Origin of the sequence: Chromohalobacter israelensis DSM 3043, assembly GCF_000055785.1 — a bacterium.
Taxonomy (GTDB): domain Bacteria; phylum Pseudomonadota; class Gammaproteobacteria; order Pseudomonadales; family Halomonadaceae; genus Chromohalobacter; species Chromohalobacter israelensis.
The window spans coordinates 2,413,447-2,428,059 of record NC_007963.1; the positions used below are offsets into that span (position 1 = coordinate 2,413,447).

16 protein-coding genes are annotated in these 14,613 nt (G+C 65.3%); 11 read left to right on the forward strand and 5 right to left on the reverse strand.

Annotation, left to right across the window (positions count from 1 at the left end; all coding sequences use genetic code 11):
* Positions 1 to 7: 7 nt before the first annotated feature.
* The gene (locus CSAL_RS10925; RefSeq protein WP_011507441.1) at positions 8 to 1,813 is read right to left on the reverse strand and encodes an SEC-C domain-containing protein; all 1,806 of its coding nucleotides are present in this window, start codon (positions 1,811 to 1,813) and stop codon (positions 8 to 10) included.
* A gap of 140 nt (positions 1,814 to 1,953) precedes the next feature.
* Here CSAL_RS10925 and CSAL_RS10930 point away from each other — a divergent pair, with 140 nt between their 5' ends.
* The 5 genes from CSAL_RS10930 to CSAL_RS10950 all read left to right on the forward strand — a co-directional run bounded on the left by CSAL_RS10930 (position 1,954) and on the right by CSAL_RS10950 (position 8,452).
* Entirely contained in the window at positions 1,954 to 3,849 is a 1,896-nt protein-coding gene (locus CSAL_RS10930) for a hypothetical protein (RefSeq protein ID WP_011507442.1), read from the forward strand.
* A gap of 73 nt (positions 3,850 to 3,922) precedes the next feature.
* A complete protein-coding gene (locus CSAL_RS10935; protein ID WP_011507443.1) occupies positions 3,923 to 5,887 on the forward strand; it encodes a DNA topoisomerase III in 1,965 nt (654 codons plus the stop codon).
* Positions 5,884 to 6,798, forward strand: coding sequence for a ketopantoate reductase family protein (locus CSAL_RS10940; RefSeq protein ID WP_244846340.1), 915 nt, complete (start codon positions 5,884 to 5,886; stop codon positions 6,796 to 6,798). The genes CSAL_RS10935 and CSAL_RS10940 overlap by 4 nt, the downstream gene beginning before the upstream one ends.
* Before the next feature lie 58 nt (positions 6,799 to 6,856).
* A complete protein-coding gene (locus CSAL_RS10945) occupies positions 6,857 to 7,120 on the forward strand; it encodes a hypothetical protein (protein ID WP_011507445.1) in 264 nt (87 codons plus the stop codon).
* 168 nt (positions 7,121 to 7,288) lie between these two features.
* A complete protein-coding gene (locus CSAL_RS10950) occupies positions 7,289 to 8,452 on the forward strand; it encodes an FUSC family protein (protein ID WP_043558416.1) in 1,164 nt (387 codons plus the stop codon).
* A gap of 101 nt (positions 8,453 to 8,553) precedes the next feature.
* Here the strand turns inward: CSAL_RS10950 and CSAL_RS10955 are convergent, their stop codons facing one another.
* Positions 8,554 to 8,961 (reverse strand): hypothetical protein, encoded by a 408-nt coding sequence (locus CSAL_RS10955; RefSeq protein ID WP_187290057.1) that lies wholly within the window; start codon positions 8,959 to 8,961, stop codon positions 8,554 to 8,556.
* A complete protein-coding gene (locus CSAL_RS10960) occupies positions 8,921 to 9,199 on the reverse strand; it encodes an FAD assembly factor SdhE (RefSeq protein ID WP_011507448.1) in 279 nt (92 codons plus the stop codon). Before CSAL_RS10960 ends, CSAL_RS10955 begins: the two co-directional genes overlap by 41 nt.
* 220 nt (positions 9,200 to 9,419) lie before the next feature.
* On the opposite strand from CSAL_RS10960, the gene CSAL_RS10965 reads away from it, so the two are divergent.
* From CSAL_RS10965 to lapB, 3 genes are all read left to right on the forward strand, one after another.
* A complete protein-coding gene (locus CSAL_RS10965) occupies positions 9,420 to 9,716 on the forward strand; it encodes an integration host factor subunit beta (RefSeq protein WP_011507449.1) in 297 nt (98 codons plus the stop codon).
* Between the two features lie 162 nt (positions 9,717 to 9,878).
* Positions 9,879 to 10,184: a lipopolysaccharide assembly protein LapA domain-containing protein gene (locus CSAL_RS10970; RefSeq protein WP_011507450.1), complete on the forward strand. Its 306-nt coding sequence runs from the start codon at positions 9,879 to 9,881 to the stop codon at positions 10,182 to 10,184.
* The gene (gene lapB, locus CSAL_RS10975) at positions 10,185 to 11,369 is read left to right on the forward strand and encodes a lipopolysaccharide assembly protein LapB (RefSeq protein ID WP_011507451.1); all 1,185 of its coding nucleotides are present in this window, start codon (positions 10,185 to 10,187) and stop codon (positions 11,367 to 11,369) included.
* A gap of 8 nt (positions 11,370 to 11,377) precedes the next feature.
* Here the strand turns inward: lapB and pyrF are convergent, their stop codons facing one another.
* Positions 11,378 to 12,088, reverse strand: coding sequence for an orotidine-5'-phosphate decarboxylase (gene pyrF / locus CSAL_RS10980; protein ID WP_011507452.1), 711 nt, complete (start codon positions 12,086 to 12,088; stop codon positions 11,378 to 11,380).
* Positions 12,089 to 12,315: 227 nt separating this feature from the next.
* Here pyrF and CSAL_RS10985 point away from each other — a divergent pair, with 227 nt between their 5' ends.
* The gene (locus CSAL_RS10985; RefSeq protein WP_011507453.1) at positions 12,316 to 12,588 is read left to right on the forward strand and encodes a ComEA family DNA-binding protein; all 273 of its coding nucleotides are present in this window, start codon (positions 12,316 to 12,318) and stop codon (positions 12,586 to 12,588) included.
* Positions 12,589 to 12,670: 82 nt separating this feature from the next.
* Here the strand turns inward: CSAL_RS10985 and CSAL_RS10990 are convergent, their stop codons facing one another.
* Positions 12,671 to 13,432 carry an SDR family oxidoreductase gene (locus tag CSAL_RS10990; RefSeq protein WP_011507454.1) on the reverse strand — a complete coding sequence of 254 codons (762 nt, stop codon included), beginning with the start codon at positions 13,430 to 13,432 and terminating at the stop codon, positions 12,671 to 12,673.
* A 170-nt stretch (positions 13,433 to 13,602) separates the two neighbouring features.
* Here CSAL_RS10990 and CSAL_RS10995 point away from each other — a divergent pair, with 170 nt between their 5' ends.
* Both CSAL_RS10995 and CSAL_RS11000 read left to right on the forward strand, forming a co-directional pair.
* Positions 13,603 to 14,115: an FxsA family protein gene (locus tag CSAL_RS10995; RefSeq protein ID WP_011507455.1), complete on the forward strand. Its 513-nt coding sequence runs from the start codon at positions 13,603 to 13,605 to the stop codon at positions 14,113 to 14,115.
* A gap of 181 nt (positions 14,116 to 14,296) precedes the next feature.
* Complete coding sequence (locus tag CSAL_RS11000) at positions 14,297 to 14,587, forward strand: co-chaperone GroES (RefSeq protein WP_011507456.1); 291 nt, start codon at positions 14,297 to 14,299, stop codon at positions 14,585 to 14,587.
* The last annotated feature ends 26 nt before the right edge of the window (positions 14,588 to 14,613 follow it).

A 14,613-nucleotide genomic window follows, 5' to 3' on the forward strand; every position in this document is an offset into this window, starting at 1 on the left:
CCGGCGCTCAGCGCTGCTCCGCCAGCCATGCCAGGGCGCCCGGCGTCGCCAGCCACTGGTCGCGCATCAGCTGCCGGTACTGCCAGGCTTCCGCGCGCGTGCCCGGCGCCGGCGCATCGACGGCCAGTGCCACCGGGCGCGGGCGCTCATCGCACAGCATCGGCACGAGATAGGGGTTGGCGCGCTGCGCGGCGGCCAGCGCACGGGCCGCCTCGTCGCGCCGTGCGAGGCGATAAAGCGCCAGTACGCGCGCCATCGCCACGCCGATCACCTCCTCGTCGTCGACCGGCCCGCTCAACTCGGCCGCTTCGTCGTCACGCCCTTCACGCAGCAGTTGGTCGAGGACCAGTTCGCGCAGCCCCAGGTCGTCTTCTTCGTCGAGCTTCAGGACACGCTCGGCGAGATGCCGCGAACGCATCCGCGCGCCGCGCTCCATCCCCACGATCAGCGACAGGGCGCAACGCAGCAGGATGGCATTGTCGGCATCGTCCCAGGCGAAGGTCCCTCCCAGCGCCTCGACCTGCGCCAACCACGCCTCGAAGCGTGTCGCCAGCGGCGCGAAGAAGCTGTCCGCCATCCACGGCAGGCTTCCGAAGCGGCTGGTCAAGGCCAGGCTCAACGACTGCAGCACCGCCGGGGCACCCAGCCATTCCGGGTGCGCGCACAGCGCAGGTAGCCATTCGGCGGCGTTTTCCCACGGGTCGGCGGCGAAACTCAGTGCGGCATCTTCATCGATGGCCGCCTGAAAATGCTCGAACCAGGCAGCAAAGGCCGTATCCTCGCGTGCCGTGGCGTGATACTCCACGCGTCCTTCGGGCGTCAGCGTCAACGTCAGCCGTGGCGGCGCTTCGAGAGTTTCGAGCAGGGCCGACAACGACGCCAGCGGCTCGGCCAGCGCCTCCTCGGAGTGAATCATCTGTTCGGCCAGGGTCGCCTCGGGGTTGGCGGCGAGATCGGCCAGGAACTGCAGCTGCTCGGCCTCCAGGTCGGCGCGCTTGGACAACCGGCGCCACCAGAAATGCGCCCGCGCCCGCGCCTCCTCGGGGTGACCTTCGTGCAACAGCAGCATGGCCTCGATATAGGCCAGTGTCGGGGAGTCCGGCAGCGTCTGCTGGGCACGCACGAACGCCTCGCGTGCGCTGGCGAGATCGTCGCTGTCGAGGTGCATCAGGCACAGGCGCTCGAGTGCCACGCCGCGCAGGAACGTGGGCCCGCGTTCCAGCACTTCATCGAGCAACGCCGCACGCTTGCGATGAAACCCCCGCGCCTGATAGAGATCGACCAGGATCTCGAAGGCCGGCTCGGCCTGTTCCGGCAGGCGCGACCAGTCGCGCTCGGTGGCGAACAGGCTCTCGAGTATCTGCTGAGCCCGACCGCGCTGACCGCTTTCCGCCGCGATCAAGCCGGCTTCGAGAAGCGCCTGATCCGGCGCCTTGCCGCTCGCCAGCGCCGCCTTGAGCGTCTCGCCGGTCCATTCCTTGAGCGACAGCATCCACATCAAGTGCGGCGGTATCGCGCCGGGCAGATCCACCGCACCGCAGCATTGCTTGGTCTTGCGCCCGGAATCGCACCAGCACGGCTCGTTGCGCCCCGGCCAGGCCAAGGGTTCGGGATCGAAATCGAGCCGTACCAGGGGCGTCTGGTTCCACAACAAGGGCGCCAGTGCCTGGGCCACACCCAGCTCACCGCCGACACGCATGGCACCCTCGTCGCGTGCCCACGTCATCAGCGCCGGATAGTGTTCATTGTCGCGTATCGCCTTCAACGCACCGCTGGCATACCCCAGCAACTGTTCTACCCATGCGGCCAGCATCGCGACCCTCCTGAAAAAATCGCCTTATTCTAGCATGTCCGGCGAGCCGCCCTCATCCGTCGCACCGCTTCGTGCACCATCGTCGCTTTTCGGGTATTGTCGCCGCTTGTCCGAGGCCCGCCATATCAAGGGATGTCATCGTGCTCCTGCCGTTGCCGTTTCAGCGTAAATCATCGACCACTCAAGAAACCTCGCAGGTACGCCTCGAGCGCGAGGGGCGCAACGAGATCCGTCGCATCACCGCGGCGGTCGACAAGGTGCCATGGTCGGTCAGCCTGATGCAGATCCTGTGGACCGCCGGTCCGGTGACCCTGCTCGGCGCCTGGGGTGGTTATCTCCTCGGCTATGGCAAGGCACCGACCATGGAGAACTACGTGTTCTTCATTTCCTACACGGTGATCACCGGCGCCGCGGGGATCCTGGCCAACCTCGGCTACCACCTCACACGCGGGCGCAAGGCCGAAAAGATCTCGGGCCAGATCGAACAGGTCATCAAGGCCCTCCCCGAGCTGCTGCTGGTGACGCGGGACCTGATCGTCGACAACCTCGAGGGCGATGCAAGGCGGCGCGAAGCCGCCGCCATGTTGCTGCGCAAGCACGACCTCTCGCCGGAAGGCGTGGAATTGGCCGCCATCGAGCTCCTCGACGACCGCGAAAGTGCACGCCTCATCGGCCAGATCGACGTCTATCGCCGAGTCGGGCTGCATGCCCGGATCCGCGACCTGGTCGCTCAGTACCGGGATATCCTGGAGCCCCAGTTCAACGCCCTCTACGAAGCCGCGCCGATCGCCACGCACCTGCTGCGGGAACGCTTCGAGGGACGCGCCCCCGACCTGCACCAGGGCGTGCCGCGGGATGAGAACTTCATCGAGCGCGTCATGGCCGCCATCGAGCAGGACAACGATCTGCTGATGACGCTGCAGGACGTCGAAGAAATGCTGATCCTGGCATTCGAGCTGATCAGCGGCCGCGAGATTCCCGTGCTCTCTTTCGAATACCGCGGACGCTGGCGACTCGCTCAGGCCTTCGACAACCTGGAAGAGGCCCGGGCACGCCAGCGCATCGCGCAGGCAACAGGACTGTCGCGCCTAAAGGCACTCAACGTGTACCTCGCCGAGCAGTCCGGCACCCTGGTCGAGGACGCCGCGTCGGGGCTCCGCGCCGAGTTGCTGCTGGAACGCTCGGTGAAAGCCATGGATGCGCTCGCCGAGCAAATCGTGCACCTGGCCCAGGCCGTGGAAGCCGGCCAGGAAGAACGCAAGCGCGCGCTGCGCACCAAGTCAGACATTCTCGCCAACGCCATCCAGCTCTACAAAAGCGTGTCCAGCGCTTACGAGCAGGTCGGCCGCAGTCACGCTCAACTGCTCAAGTCGGTGGACCGCTGGGAGCGCATCACCGCCAGTCTCTCCGACGATACCACTCGACTGCGCCTGGGACCGGGGCGCCGCGGCCTGCGCATCCGCGAGCGCACCATCGCCCTGGATGACGAGGCCAAGGCACGCGTATGCAAGCATCTGGCCCGCTATTTGACCCAGGCGGGGATCACCTCGCGCCATCGCGACACCCGGCTCAGCGTCGGCGTGGATGCCGCCAAGCGCCTGGCGATCGAGATTTTCATTGCCCTGGAACCGCACGTCGGACTGTCGCAACCAGCCACCCAGCGGGCCATCAACAGTTCCAACGCCGCCGACTTCGGCCAGATCGAACCCAACCTGTCGGCGGCCGCCAAGGCCGCGCTGGGAGCCTCCATGGTTCGCGAGGTCGACACCGAGCTGTCGCGCGCGGCGGAATCGCTCGCCCTGGCCCTGGTGCGTCACTACCGTGTCGAACTGGAGCCCGCAGCCATCGAGTTTCTCAAACGTCAGTACGGCGCTCGCGACAGCACCCTGAAGATGCTGTCCAACATCAACCTCTCGGGGCGTGGCGACTCGCGCAACGTCAGCTTTCTCAGCCATCGCCCGCCTGCCGTGGGCAGCCCGCACCGCGACTGGTATCGCGCCCTCGTCCGCGCGCGCCGACTCTTCGGACGCCGTTGAGACCTCGCACCCCGTTTCGCCACGTTCCGGGGGACGTGGCAAACTGACCGCCCGATAGCCGGAAATCGTCTCCATGCGCTTGATCATCGCCGAAAAACCCAGCCTGGCACGAGCCATCGCCGATGCCCTGCCAACGGCGCCGCAGCGCCATGAGGGCTACCTGGTGTGCGGGGAGACCTGCATCAGCTGGTGCGTGGGACATCTCCTCGAGCAGGCACCGCCCGACGCCTACGACGCCCGCTATCAGCAATGGCGTCTGGATCATCTGCCCATCGTGCCCCGGCAATGGAAGCTGATCCCGCGTTCCAAGGCGCGCGCGCAGCTGGCGGTGATTCGCAAGCTGCTCAAGCGTGCCGACACCGTCGTGCACGCCGGCGACCCCGACCGCGAGGGGCAACTGCTGGTGCAACAGGTGATCGCGCATCTGGGCTGGCGCGGCTCGATCTCGCGCCTGCTGGTCAGCGACCTCAATCGCCCCGCCGTGCGCCAGGCCCTGCAGTGCATCGAGGACAATGCGCGTTATCAATCGCTGTTCGAGGCCGCCGAGGCCCGTTCGAGGGCCGACTGGGTATATGGCATCAATCTGTCTCGCGCCTGGACCCTCACCGGTCGCCAGGCCGGCTATCAGGGCGTCCTGTCGGTCGGCCGCGTGCAAACCCCGGTGCTGGGGCTCATCGTGCGCCGCGACCTGGACATCGAAGCCTTCACGCCACGCCCTTTCTACCCCCTGTGGGCGGACCTGAAGGTCGAGCACGGAACCCTGCGTGCCTGGTGGCAACCGCAAGCCCCCCACCCACTCGACGAGCAGGGCCGACTGCTCGAGCGCGCCCCGGCCGAGGCCCTGGCGGCCCATCTGCCCGGCGCCGAGGGCCACCTGAGCGAGTTGCAGAGCAAGCGACAGACGCAATCGGCACCGTTGCCGTATTCGCTTTCTGCCCTGCAGGTCGATGCCGCGCGCCGCTACAAGTTGCCGGCCAAGCGCGTGCTGGATATCTGCCAGACACTCTATGAACGCCACCAGTTGATCACCTATCCGCGTTCGGATTGCCGCTACCTGCCCGAGGGGCATTTCGCCGCGGCGAAGAAGACGCTGGACACGGCCTGCGCCCAGGACGCCACCCTGCGCGGGTGGTATCAAGGGGCGGATTTTTCGCGCCGTTCGCGCGCCTGGAACGACAAGCAGGTCGGCGCCCACCACGCCCTGGCACCCACCGGGCGGACGTTCGACGCCTCCCGCCTGACCGGCGACGAGGCCAATGTCTTTCGTCTGATTGCGCGCAACGTGCTGGCGCAGTTCTATTCACCGCTGGTGACCCGCGACGTCAAGGCAGCGTTCTCGATTCACGGCGAGCACTTTCGTGCCCAGGGGCGCGAGATTCTCGAGCCTGGCTGGAAGCCGCTCTTCACGACGCGCGACGAGGCCCCGCCCTTGCCCGCGCTGCACGAAGGCGAGGCGGCACGGGTCGTCGACTGCGCGGTGGAGGATCGTCAGACACGGCCGCCGGATCCCTTCACCGATGCCAGCCTGATCAAGGCCATGATGAACATCGCCCGCTACGTCGACGACGCCACGGTCAAGCGTACCTTGCGGGATACCGACGGACTGGGGACCGAGGCCACGCGCGCGGGAATCATGGAAACCCTCGTCACGCGCGGTTATATCGTGCGTCAGCAAGGCGCGTTACGTGCCACTCGCACCGGACGCGCGCTCATCCAGGCCTTGCCGGATACCGCCACCCGTCCCGAGCGAACGGCACTCTGGGAACAACGTCTTGCCGACATCGCCGAGGGCCGCGGCGATGCGGATGCCTTCCTCGACGCGCTGGTGGGTGATGTCCGCCAACTGCTCGACCAGGCGGATGCCGCACGCATGCGCCAGGCGCTGGCCACCACCGGCGGTGCCGAGCCGAGCTCGCCCTCGCGGGGCAAGAAGCGCGGCACCCGGCGCGGCAGCGGCGACGCCTCGTCCAGCCCCCGACGCCGCGCCGGGAAGTCCACGGCCAGGCGTCGCACCTCCTCCAAGAAAGGCCAGACATGATGCCCGCCTCGTCTCCTTGGTGGCTGCTCGGTGCCGGCGCCATGGGACGCCTGTTCGCCGCCCGCCTGAGCGTCGCGCGTCCGGTGTGCCTGATCGGCCGCCGCGACGCCCCGAACGTGCTGCATTATCGCGACCCAAGCGGCGTCGATCACGCCTTGGACGTGCCCTGCTGCACACTGACGTCACTGGCGGTATCGGATCCGACACCACCGGGCCTGGTCGTGCTCGCCACCAAGAGCCATGACACCCAGACCGCCCTGGACGCGTTGAGCGCGCATGTCGACGCCCGGACGCCATTGCTGCTGTTGCAGAACGGCTTCCGCGTCCAGCCGATCGTCACGCGTCAGTGGCTGGGTCCCGTGCTCTGTGCCAGCACCACCGAGGGGGCCTATGTCGAATCCGCACCCGACGGCGGAACGTGCGTCGTCCATGCCGGAACGGGCGTCACCTGGATCGGCGACCTCGACCACGCCTGGCCCGACCTGGCGCATGGCGTCGTCGAGGCACTCACGGCAGCGGGGATGAGGGCGCAGGTCGATGACGACATCGCGCAGCGCCTGTGGCACAAGCTGGCCGTCAATGCCGCCATCAATCCTCTCGTGGCACGCCACCGAATTCGCAACGGCCAGTTGCGCGATCGGCCGTTTCGACGCATGGTCGACGCACTCATCGACGAAATCGGGCCGCTGATCGAAGGTCAGGGTGTCGAGCCTCCCGCGGCCGGCTGGTCGGCACTGATCTGGCAAGTCATCGAGGCCACGGCCGACAATCGCGCCTCGATGCTGCAAGATGTGCTTGCCGGCCGCCCCACCGAACGTGAAGCGATACTCGGCCCGCTGCGGGACGCGGCCCGGCGCCAGCAGCGTTCGACCCCGTCCCTGGATGCGCTGTATCGCGACACGCCTTCGTGATGGCGACGCAACTGGCACGGGGCAGGCCCAAGGTAACCATCATCCTCAAGGAGACGTCATGCGCCACCGCCTCTTCATCACGTTACTGCTGGCATTCCTGCTGCCGGGGCTCGGCCACCTGTTCCTGCGCCGCTGGGGCTGGGCGGCACTGTGGCTGGCGGGCTTCGGCGCACTGCTAACCCTGATGACGATTCCCATCCGCTGGTTGAGTTTCATCTGGCTGCTGCTGTTGCTGCTGCTCTGGGCCGCCAGCATGGTCCATGCGGCGAAACTGGCGCGCGGCAAGGGGCGTGGCGCTCGCCCTTCCCCCACGCCACGCTGACGCGTCGCGCCGGGACAACACCTCGGGCGCTTGGTTACACTGGGCGCCCGACACGGCCATCCCGACCGCCTGGTGACGACGACGCATGTTCCCGACCTTTCCGCCACCCCTATCGAACGCTTACTTCGCCACGCCAATCGACACCCCCACGGAGGCACGCTCACGGTGATGTCGCTTTCACGCCTCCGCGATCCGTATTTCATCTATCGCTATCGCCATCGTCTGCACGTGTTGCGCACATCGCTGGCGCTGGCCATCACCTATGTCATCATCCTGACCCTCGAGATTCCCCACGGCAGCTGGGCGCTGGTCAGCACGATGATGGTGATGGGCAACCTGCCGCATATCGGCGGCGTCATCGACAAGGGGGGACAGCGCCTGCTGGGCACGGTACTCGGCGCGATCTGGGGCGTGTTGCTGGTGCTGATCCCGGCACCGGCACCCTGGGTGATTCCCGCCTGGACGCTGATCGGCATCGCCGTGGCCACGCACACCACCTTTGCCACGCGCTATGGCTACAGTGCGCTGATGTTCGGCGTGACGCTCCTGATGGTCGTCGGCGATGGGCATCAGGATCTGGGCATCGCGCTGTGGCGCGCCTTCGACGTCCTGATCGGCACGCTCGTCGGCATTCTCGCCACGCTCTTCATCCTGCCGCAGAAAGCCACCGACTTGCTGCGCTTTTTGCTGGCGGACAACCTCGACAAGCTGGCGCGCCTTTATCATGCCCATACGAGCGCCGCCCAGCAGGAAGACGTCGATACGCGCCAGTTGCTCAAGACCACCTCCACGCAACTGGTCAAGCAACGTGGCCTGGTGGACGCCATCCACAGCGAGCGCCGCCTGCACCGCGACGACCTGGAACGCATCCTGTCGCTGGAAAGACGCATGCTGTCGACCATCGAGCTGTTGCTGGAGACGCACTGGGCGACCCGAGCCGGCCACGACATCATCGCCGGTCTGGAAGGCTTGCGTGACGAGCAGCACCGCCTGGCCCGCGCCCTGGGCAGCCTGGCCTTTCAAGTGCGCACCGGGCAGAGCATCGACCTCACGGTGGTCGCCTTCGACCTGCAGCGTCACGCGCAAGCGACCTTGAGCGTGCATGCCGACGACGGTCGCGCACTCTTCAGCCCAAGCGGCTATCTATGGCTCAACCGCGAGCTGGCACGCCTCACCCAGGCGCTGATCGACACGCTGCAGACCATCAACCGCTTGCCCAGTGCCCGCTTGCGTCGACGCGCCTCGCGCCAGGCCTTGATCCGCGACCGCCTGGCCATGCCGCTGGATCCGTCCCAGGGGCGGCGCGACGGCGACAAGGACAAGCCCAACTGAGCGACACCTCCACACACTGCCATGCCCCACGGCCACGCCTTCTCCCAGCAGGTTACCAAGCGCTCGCGATCGACGTGCGCTTCGTCTGCCACGGTGACGCGTCAGCGCCGAACCTGCGGCATCGAGGCCAGAAGCCGTACACGCAGCAGGCGGCGCGACGTCGCCGATGCGCTGTCCGGCCACAGCCACAGCGTGCGATGCCCGATACGCAGGCCGATCAACCAGGCGCCCACGCGTACCGGCGCTGGATGCACCACCTGCCACGACTCGCCGGGACGACGCCATTGCCAGGTGGCGTGCCGTCCTTCGACGCTTTCGCGCAGTTCCCAGCGGCGCTGGCCGCACCACCAGCGTCCCATCAGCAGGCCACCGCTGACCATGACCGAGCCGGCCAGCCAGGCGCTGCCCAGGGAAACGGCCAGCCCGCTCACCGAGGCCCAGACTCCCAGATGCGCCGTCAGCGCCAGCCTAGAGGGTGCGATACTGAGCGTTGGAAGTGGTTTCGGCATAGTCGACGATCATCTGCACGATACGCCGCAATTCCGGGTCGGAAGGCCAGTCGCGACGCATCAGCCATATGAAGAGGTCCTGGTCCTCCTGGTCGATCAAGGCCTGATAGCGTGCCTTGTCCGCATCGTCGAGCTGGGGGTAGCGATGCTCGAGAAAGGGGATCAACAGCAGGTCCAGCTCCCACATGCCGCGCCGCGAGTGCCAGTAAAGCCGTTTGGTGGTGGCGTCGTCTTGCATGAAAGCTCCCAGTGCGAAGTCGTGAACAGGCCACGAGTATACCCGAGGGCCTGACGTGACACATCGTTTCCCCTCTTTGCCGAAAACCGGCTAAGCTAGACTTGAATTGTGCTAGTGCGTTGTTTTATCAAGGTTTGAGCAGTATGCTGAAATCACAACAATATCGCGCTCGCCCTGCTGCTTGCCGCAGCGGAGCGATGGTATCGCTTGGAGGCATCCGATGACCAAGTCCGAGTTGATTGAGCAAATCGCCATACGCCAACCCGAGTTGTCGGCCAAAGAGGTCGAAGCTGCGGTCAAGATCATTCTCGAAGACATCACGCAATCGCTGTCCAGCGGCGGACGTGTCGAGATTCGCGGGTTCGGCAGCTTCTCCCTACACTTTCGGGAGCCGCGTACCGGGCGTAATCCCAAGACCGGCGACCCCGTCGATCTGCAAGGCAAGTACGTACCGCATTTCAAGCCCGGCAAGGAGTTGCGCGAACAGGTCAATGCCAGTCGCGCGCTCGGCTATTGACGGACACGCCGGGGAGGCGAGAAATGGGACACGACACGGCGTGCTATCATCGCCACCCATCAGGTCCGGAATCGACAACGATCGCTGAATGTCACGGTGAAGCCGCCTTATCGAACGCGATCCGATACCGGGCGCCATCCCTCATGCAAAAGGAACCTGCCCATGCGTTGGTTTAAAGGTGTCGTGCTGGCCATTCTCCTTCTGGTCGTCCTGTTGCTCGGCATCCTGTTCGCCGTCAATAACCAGCAGGCCATGCCCCTCGACCTGATCTGGGTCGAATTGCCGCCTGCGTCGCTATCCCTTTGGTTACTGCTCTCGCTGGCCTGCGGGGTGATCCTGGGCATGCTGGCGATGACCGGCATCTATCTGCGTCTGCGGACCCTGTTGACCCGCGCGCAACGCCATAACCAACAGCAGCGCAAGGAACTGGATCGGCTTCGCACCCAGGAGTTCAAGGAAGCGCCCTGAATGCTTGATCCACTGCTGCTTGGCCTGCTGGTCGCGGCGATTGCCATCGGTTGGTGGCTGGGACGGCGCGAGCGCCGGCGCGCTCGCGAACAACCCGCTCCCGGCGTGTCCCTGCCCCGGGACTATTTCATCGGCCTCAACCACTTGCTCAATGAGCAGCCGGATCGTGCCATCGAGACGTTCGTGCAAGCGCTCGAGGTCAACAGCGACACCATCGAAACCCATATCGCGCTGGGCAATCTGTTCCGCTCTCGCGGCGAAGCCGATCGTGCCGTCAAGATTCATCAGAACCTCCTGGCCCGCCCTACCCTGACCCCCCATCAGGGCGGCCTGGTGCAGCTGGAACTCTCGCGCGACTTCCTCCACCTCGGCTTGCTCGACCGCGCCGAACGCTTGCTGCAGAGCCTCGTCAAGGACGTCCCCGATGAAGGCCTTCGCGATGCCGCCAAGCGCTTGCTGGTCGACCTCCTGCAGCGCGAGAAGGAATGGCAGCAGGCGCTGGATGTCGCCACGCCGCAGCTCGTCCGCCAGGACGCGGACATCCAGCGCGCCGCAGCGCACTGGCTATGCGAACTCGCCCAGCGCGACCGGCACAATGCCAGCCCCGGCATGGCACGCAAGCGCCTGCGCCAGGCCCTGTCGATCGACGAAAGCTGCGTACGGGCCACTTGGCTGCTGGCCGAGTTGGAACGGGATACCGGCCACTACAAGGCCGTGATTCGCCATCTCAAGCGCATCCCCGAGCAGGACCCGGGCTTTCTGCCGGTCATCCTCGAGCCCTTGCATGAGGCCTATCGACGCCTGGAAGACGAGTCGGGCTGGCGCGCATTTCTCGAGACCAAGCTGCAGGAAACGCACTTCACCAGCGTCGTGATCATGCTCGCGGCGTCCCGACTCAATACCGAAGGCCAGGACGCGGCCATCGAATTGATCAGCGAACAGCTCCAAGCGCACCCCAGCCTGCGCGGCGTCGATTACCTCATGGACCTGTACCTGATCGGCGAAAATCACGGCGACCGCGAACGCCTGCTGCTGCTCAAGCAACATACTCAGAAACTGCTGGCAGCACGCCCCCGTCATCGCTGTCATCGCTGTGGCTTCGGCAGCGCACAACTGCATTGGCAATGCCCGCGCTGCCAGAGCTGGGGCACCACCAAGCCGATCACGGGACTGGAAGGCGAGTAGCCGCGTCCTTACGACGGCTCCGCAAGCTCGCGTTCGATGGTCGCCAGCGCCGCCATCGGATCCGGCGCCTGCGTGACCGGGCGTCCCACCACCAGATGCGTACTGCCGGCCGCCATCGCCTCGCCCGGGGTCAGGGTGCGGCGCTGGTCGTCGGCACTCGACGCACGCGGCCGGATGCCGGGCGTGACCTTCAGGAAGTCGTCGCCGCACGTAGCACGCAACGCCGCCGCTTCCTGCGCGGAACACACCACGCCTGCCATGCCGCTCTGCTGCGCCAACCTCGCCAAACGCTCGACCTGTGACAGCGGCTCGGCCTCGACGCCCACTTCGATCAGGTCATCACGTTCCATGCTGGTCAACACCGTGACCGCGATCAGATGGGTACCGAGCCGACGACGTTCCAGTCGCTCCCGGGCCGCCTCCATCATTCGGCGCCCGCCGCCGGCATGCACGTTGACCATCCATACGCCGTGATCGGCAGCGGCCTCGACGGCGCCGGCCACCGTATTGGGAATATCGTGAAACTTGAGATCCAGAAAGACCTCGAACCCCAGCCCGTGCAAGGCCTCCAGAACCCGGGGCCCGGTGCGGGTGAACAGTTCCTTGCCGACCTTCACGCGACACCGCGATGGGTCCAGGCGCTCGGCCATAGCGAGTGCCTGATCGAGGCGTGGGTAATCGAGTGCGATGATCAGCGGCGTATCGAGGTCCGGCGACATGGGGTCTCCTGCATAAACGGCGAGATGAAGCCGGGATTATACCGTCGTGGTCGTCGCGCCACCTAGGCCCGCACGTTTTGCGCCTCAAATAAAGCATTGCTAAATAAGGTTATTTTAATTTTAAGCATTTCACCTACACGTTTTGTAAGCAAAGGCTTACACGCCGTGTGCGCGGAACTGGATAGGGTAAAGCGGCATGTATTAGAAATGATGCAAGGGAGGTTTCGATGAAGTATCTGCTCAGCTGTACCCTGCTGGCGCTCTCACTGAGTGCCGCTCCGCTGGCCCTGGCGCAGGAGAACGCGCCGCAGGCCATCGACATCAACCATGCCACCGCCGAGACTCTGGCCGAATTGCCGGGCATCGGCGAGGTCAAGGCACAGGCCATCGTCGAGGATCGTGAAGCCAACGGGCCGTTTGCGTCTCTCGAGGACCTGACCCGCGTCAGCGGCATCGGCGAGGGAACCGTGCACGACCTGGAGAACCGCGTGACCTTCTGATCGCACCGACGGTCCGGCATGCCCGCGCGCCGATGCGCGGGCCATGTCGCACTCCCTGCCCCGGCTCGCCGGACACCAGGCCCTAGACCCTCAGACCACCATCGCACTCCAGCACCCGGCCCGTGAAATAGTCATTCTCCACGATGTAACGCACGCTGTGCGCGATATCCGCTGGCTGGCCCAGATGCCCCAGAGGGATGCCACGGCTGATTTTCTCGAGCACGTCATCGCGCATCGAGGCGGTCATCTCGGTGCGGATGAATCCCGGCGCCACCGCCGCCACGCGTATTCCCTGGCGCGCCAGCTCTTTGGCCCAGGTCACCGTCAGCGCGACGACCCCTGCCTTCGAGGCACTGTAGTTGCTCTGCCCCATGTTGCCCGCCCGGGAAATGCTCGACACATTGATGATCACGCCACCACGCGCGGCCTCGGTCATCTGGGTCGCCGCCTCGCGACCGCACAGGAAGACCCCCGTCAGATTGACATCGAGCACTTGCTGCCATTGCTCGAGGCTCATGCGTGACTCGACATGACCGTCCCGGCTCTTCACCAGCAGGCCATCGCGCGTGATGCCGGCATTGTTGATCAGGACATCGAGCGGTCCGAGCAGCGCATGCTGCTGAGCAAACGCTCGGGCCACGGCCTCTTCATCGGCGACATCGACCGCGAAGGCATGTACCTCGACATCCGCCTGGCTCAGCGTCGTCACCGCCTCCTGCATGATCTCTTCATCGCGATCGAACAACGCGATACGCGCCCCCTGGGTCCCGAGTTCGGCCGCCATCGCCAGCCCCAGCCCCTGTGCGCCTCCCGTTATGCCCACTACCGCACCATCAAGCCGCATGGCCTCTCCTCCTCATGAACCGGTGGCTTCCACCCACGCCACCCGTTTTGTGCGTTGCAGCATAAAGAGTCTAGCATGCACCTCACGCCCTCTCCATCTCGTCGCCATGTCTCCCTTGCAATTCACACTCGTGCCACCATTTATTGCCTAGTCGATCTTACGGAGCCGTCATGCCACTGTTACTTTTCATTACGCTTTTCGGTCTGCTCGATTTCGTGATCCTGTTCGCCATCGGTGGACAGATCGGCCTGCTGCCTACGCTGGCGCTGGTCCTTCTGTCCGGCGCACTGGGACTTCATCTGATCCGCCGCGAAGGCGTCCAGACGCTGCAGCGTGCCCAGGCACGCTTTGCGCAGGGGGAAATCCCCTCGGACGAACTTATTACCGGTGCCGCGCTGATTTTCGGCGGGGCGCTGCTCGTCGCCCCGGGCTTTCTGTCCGATGGACTGGGGCTCTTGTGCCTCATTCCCAGCAGCCGCCGCCTGCTCGGCAAGGGGCTCAAGCAGGGTGGCTGGCGGGCCCGCATGTTCTCGATGGGCGGTCACGCCCAGCGCCCCGGCCAGCATGCGGACGACGCCTGGCACGAGCATGCGCGTCCCCGGGAAGACGCTCATGACGGCGGAACGCAGCGCGATCGCCCGATCGAGGGCGATTACATAGGGAAGGACGATTCCCGGCATTGAAAAATTTCATCAAGGCCCCTTGAAAGTGGTGACGTCGACCCAATCAAGGGCCTTAACAGACGATTCGGCCGTAACGCATTGATGCGTCGGCTTTATAAACAGAAGGCCTAGCCTTCACCCCGTGCGCCTGGCGTCACGGGATTACCACATGACCCATGTAACCATCAGGAGAACGTGAGCAATGAAAATCCGTCCTTTGCACGATCGCGTCGTCGTCCGTCGCGTGGAAGAAGAGCAGAAGACCGCTGGCGGCATCGTGCTCCCGGGTAATGCTCAAGAGAAGCCCACTCGCGGCGAAGTCCTCGCCGTGGGTAACGGCCGCATTCTCGAGAGCGGCGAAGTGCGCCCGCTGGACGTCAAGGTGGGTGACACCGTGATCTTCAAGGATGGCTTCGGTGTCGAGAAGCAGAAAATCGATGGCGAAGAAGTCCTGATCATGAGCGAAAGCGACATTCTCGCCGTCGCCGAGTGATCTTCACGCTCGCCGAGCACATTTTC

Excerpts from the sequence above, each read along its gene's own strand:
- CSAL_RS10960 (WP_011507448.1), bottom strand. The coding sequence starts at position 9,199 with ATGCAAGACGACGCCACCACCAAACGGCTTTACTGGCACTCGCGGCGC.
- CSAL_RS10950 (WP_043558416.1), top strand. The coding sequence starts at position 7,289 with ATGTCGCTTTCACGCCTCCGCGATCCGTATTTCATCTATCGCTATCGC.
- CSAL_RS10955 (WP_187290057.1), bottom strand. The coding sequence starts at position 8,961 with ATGCCGAAACCACTTCCAACGCTCAGTATCGCACCCTCTAGGCTGGCG.
- CSAL_RS10945 (WP_011507445.1), top strand. The coding sequence starts at position 6,857 with ATGCGCCACCGCCTCTTCATCACGTTACTGCTGGCATTCCTGCTGCCG.
- lapB (WP_011507451.1), top strand. The coding sequence starts at position 10,185 with ATGCTTGATCCACTGCTGCTTGGCCTGCTGGTCGCGGCGATTGCCATC.
- CSAL_RS10925 (WP_011507441.1), bottom strand. The coding sequence starts at position 1,813 with ATGCTGGCCGCATGGGTAGAACAGTTGCTGGGGTATGCCAGCGGTGCG.
- CSAL_RS10935 (WP_011507443.1), top strand. The coding sequence starts at position 3,923 with ATGCGCTTGATCATCGCCGAAAAACCCAGCCTGGCACGAGCCATCGCC.
- CSAL_RS11000 (WP_011507456.1), top strand. The coding sequence starts at position 14,297 with ATGAAAATCCGTCCTTTGCACGATCGCGTCGTCGTCCGTCGCGTGGAA.
- CSAL_RS10940 (WP_244846340.1), top strand. The coding sequence starts at position 5,884 with ATGATGCCCGCCTCGTCTCCTTGGTGGCTGCTCGGTGCCGGCGCCATG.
- CSAL_RS10970 (WP_011507450.1), top strand. The coding sequence starts at position 9,879 with ATGCGTTGGTTTAAAGGTGTCGTGCTGGCCATTCTCCTTCTGGTCGTC.
- CSAL_RS10965 (WP_011507449.1), top strand. The coding sequence starts at position 9,420 with ATGACCAAGTCCGAGTTGATTGAGCAAATCGCCATACGCCAACCCGAG.
- pyrF (WP_011507452.1), bottom strand. The coding sequence starts at position 12,088 with ATGTCGCCGGACCTCGATACGCCGCTGATCATCGCACTCGATTACCCA.
- CSAL_RS10990 (WP_011507454.1), bottom strand. The coding sequence starts at position 13,432 with ATGCGGCTTGATGGTGCGGTAGTGGGCATAACGGGAGGCGCACAGGGG.
- CSAL_RS10995 (WP_011507455.1), top strand. The coding sequence starts at position 13,603 with ATGCCACTGTTACTTTTCATTACGCTTTTCGGTCTGCTCGATTTCGTG.
- CSAL_RS10985 (WP_011507453.1), top strand. The coding sequence starts at position 12,316 with ATGAAGTATCTGCTCAGCTGTACCCTGCTGGCGCTCTCACTGAGTGCC.